The organism is Synechococcus sp. R6-10, assembly GCF_047461815.1.
Classification (GTDB): Bacteria; Cyanobacteriota; Cyanobacteriia; order Thermostichales; family Thermostichaceae; genus Thermostichus.
Genome location: NZ_JANSHW010000163.1, coordinates 1 through 3,479 on the forward strand (window position 1 = coordinate 1; position 3,479 = coordinate 3,479).

Below are 3,479 nucleotides of genomic sequence, written 5' to 3' on the forward strand. Positions count from 1 at the left end.
CCCCCTCCCCCCCGCAGGGGGCGCGCACACGCGCAATCCGTAGGATTGCGTAGTGTGCGCCCTTACGGGGGTTGGACTTGGCGCGCAACGGACGGGAGCGCAAGTGTGTTTCGCGCTTGTTTCTGCTCTCGGTTGCTCTATGTCGCGTGTATGACCGAGATTACTTCCGTTGCTGTTGCTGCTGCTTCTCGCCGTCTCACGCGCGCGCAAAAGATTGCGCGTCTTCGTGACGCTCTCGCGCGCGAAATCAGCCGCGAGAAAGAAGAGCGTCGGCGTGCCGACACTCGTCGTAAGATTGTGCTTGGTGCCGCTGTCATCGCGGTTCTGACCGATGAGACTCTCCCGCCGGGTTCGCGGCACAATCTTGCGAGCCGCTTGCTCTCAGTCATCGCTGAGAGAGACCGGGCTGATATCTCGGCGCTTCTCTCGGCTGTGTTGCGACCCATGTCCGATGCCGGATGCTCGTCCCCTTCGCTGCCTTTCCAGGGTGGAGGAACGGGCAATGCGTAATTTGCCTGCGCGCCAAACTGGACCTAGATGAAGATTGACCGCCGAACAGGCGGCCTACCAGAGTAGCAGAACCGCCAGGGTGCCGATTCGCACTATAGAAACATCAACCGCCGAATAGGCGGCTTACAGGTGAAATGAAGGCCGGAAGGTGCCCCTTCCGGCCTTCGAAAACAACGAGGCAATCTAGACGGGTGCCAGCCCTCTAGATTCGTCGGTGACCAGGACCAGACGCATGAGCCATTTCGGCCCTGCCTCCGCCGCGGAAGATAGGCTTGGATCCTCCGGGAATCCAGCAGTTTCCTCCGCTGTGTCCGCCACTGACACGCCTCGCCGCTCTGCGAGGCGTGCATGTCGGTCTCTCTAGCCTCTCCTCTCTCCTCGCCTGTCCGCTCTCCCGGCTCCGCCCGCCTCGGGCGGAAGGCCGTTGCCGCGGGCCGCGAGCGGCCCGCGCTTGACAACCGAGGAGTAACTCTTCCGCCGCTCGCGCCGGCGTCTCTTCTGTCCCGGCTGCGTCCTCTTGCTCGTCGTGTCGGCCTGGGCAGTCTCAGCGGCTGCGGGCTGGGTGCTATCGATGGGACCCTTCCGGCGATTGTGCGCCGGGGCGAGGTCGCGTCTCTCGTCGGCGTTAAGCGCTGCCGCTCTCCTTGGGTCTGTCCGCATTGTGCGCCTCGTCTAGCGGCTCGCCGGGCAGAAGTGCTCCGGCCACAGGTAGCGAGCCTGCTGCGTCAGGGGTACCGACCCTGGCTCGTGACGCTGACGCTCCGGCACAACCGCAATTCTAGTCTCGACGAGCTGTTCGGTTTGCTCGGAAAAGCGTGGAGCCGACTTACGAGCGGACGCCAATGGGCGTCCCTAAAAAGTGCCGGTGTCGAATATCTGCGCGGCTACGACTTAACGCATGGTGAGAACGGTTGGCATCCGCACATTCATGCGGTCTTTCTCTTCAGCTCTCAAGTTGCGGACCCGTCGGCTGAAGCGCAGCGTCTTCTTATGCGCTGGATTGCCGCGATTCGTTCGCTCGGTGGCGACGTTCTGCGTGACGGTATCGACGCTCAGCCGTGCGCTGATGCTGAAAAAGCGGCTCGCTACGCCGCGCATCTATCTGGTGTCTATGAGGCTTCGGCAGGCGTCAAGAAGCAGTGTAAGAGTCTGACTAGCCGGACGGTGTTTGATTTAGCTCAAGCTGCTGTTCGCGGCGATGAAGTTGCCGCCGGTCTCTGGTCTCAATATGCGGTTGCGACGAAAGGTCGCCGCGCCCTTGTCTGTAGTCAAGGCCTTAGCCTTGCCGGCGAAGGTGATGCTTCCGAAGATGCGGCAGAAATCGAGGCGCAGCAGGCTCTTGAAGAGCCTGCCGAGACTGTCGCGGTCATCTATCCCGCGGCTCTTGTGCGTGTCGATCCGTACATGTCCGAGCTTCTGGAAGCCGCTGCGCGTTCGGCATCTGACTGCCGTGCTGCGCTAACGCGCATTCTCGGTCCGCCTGCGCTCGGCGTCTGGCGGCCATCCGGGTAAGCCGAGATGAGGCGGTCCCACTGGGGCCGCCCTCTCGGTCTCTCTGCGGCCTATCCGTCCCCGGGGTCCGCACCTCACGGAAACCCAGGAATGGCGTCTTGGCAAGGTCTCTCTTGTGTATCCCGGGGTCTGGGGCGGAGCCCCAGCTTGCTCTTGCCCCGTGGGCTACTGGCCCTAGGTCCTCTCTGCGTCTGGCGCACGGGCGCTCTAGCCTGTCCTACGGGCAGCCTAGGAATTCCCCGCCAACGCGGGGATGGTCTGGGGCCGAGACCAGGCGTAACGCCTGCACGGCGTGTCTCCCCGCCAACGCGGGGCCAAGGGGGTGGCCTACCGGCCACCTTCTTCTTCGTCACCTCTGGCGCTGCCCCTGCCGGGGCCTCGCCCTGTCCTCCCAGTCGGCCAGGCGTCGCACCTCAGCCAGGAGGCTGCGGTAGGTTGCTGCCGCGATTTCCTGCGCCCGCTCTGCGATGGTGCGGAGGACGGCCCAGCAGTCTGGCCGGACGCGTACCGGTGCCGCTCGCGTGATTTCGGCTAGTATGGTTTGTCGGCCATGGTTGGCCTCCATGATACGCACCTGTGCGGTCAGCCGCTGGGCACGGGCCTCGACGGTGGTTGTGCTGTCTAGGACGCCGCGCCAGACCGCCGCCGCCTGCGCGCGCCGCTGCTCTGCTAGCGCCTGGTCTTCTGCGGCTTGCTCCCGCTCGAGGCTCTGAATCTCTGTGACGATGGCGCGTGCGCGCTCTCTGGCGTCCGCTCGACGTCTGTTCCGGTTTCCTGCGGCGGTCTTGATTCCCCGGCGCTCTTTCGCCGTTGCCGCCGGCCCGAGGTGTTCCATCGGTGCAATTGGTTGCTTCTGGCTGGAGATGCGGGAACCGCTGCCGGACTTTTCTAACTCTCGATTGACCCGCTTTTCCCATTCGGCGCGAATGGCGAGTATCTCGCGTGGTCCTTGGTCTTGGTCGTCCAGCGCGCGCACTTTCTGTCCAAACGTCCCGGAGGCGTCGACTGTGCGTGTAGTCATCAGGATGTGCGCGTGTGTGTTTCGTTCGTCGCCGCCTTTCGGAGCGGCGTGAATCGCCCAGCTTGCGGCGATGCCGTAGCGGTCGCGCAGGTGTGCGGCGAACCCGCGTACGAGCCGTGTTTGCTGCTCTGTGTTCAACTCGGCGGGCAAGGCAATGAGGACCTCGCGAGCGGTCCGACTGTTAGCTCGCTTCTCCGCTGCCTCGGCCTTATTCCATAGGGCAGCGTGTGCGTCTGGGGCCCATCCCACTGTGCCGGACGCGACTACCCCGGAACGCCGGGTGTAGTCATGGACTAAGCCGGTGCGCTGGTCCTCAATCCGCACGGCGAGCCGGTAGGCTGCCGCCGCGGTCGCGGAGCGTCCTGCGGAGCGGCTGATAACTGAGATGTCGAGGTGATAAATGGCCATCGGTTGCGCTCCCGGGGGGGAGGCCCGG

Annotated in this window: 2 protein-coding genes; one reads left to right on the plus strand and one right to left on the minus strand. The window is 64.3% G+C overall.

The genetic code is table 11. From position 1 onward, the window contains the following. The first annotated feature begins 858 nt into the window (after positions 1–858). A complete protein-coding gene (locus tag NW837_RS05365) occupies positions 859–2,022 on the plus strand; it encodes a protein rep (protein ID WP_414329667.1) in 1,164 nt (387 codons plus the stop codon). Positions 2,023–2,371: 349 nt separating this feature from the next. Here the strand turns inward: NW837_RS05365 and mobQ are convergent, their stop codons facing one another. Beyond that, the gene (mobQ, locus tag NW837_RS05370) at positions 2,372–3,451 is read right to left on the minus strand and encodes a MobQ family relaxase (protein ID WP_414329669.1); all 1,080 of its coding nucleotides are present in this window, start codon (positions 3,449–3,451) and stop codon (positions 2,372–2,374) included. Between the last annotated feature and the right edge of the window lie 28 nt (positions 3,452–3,479).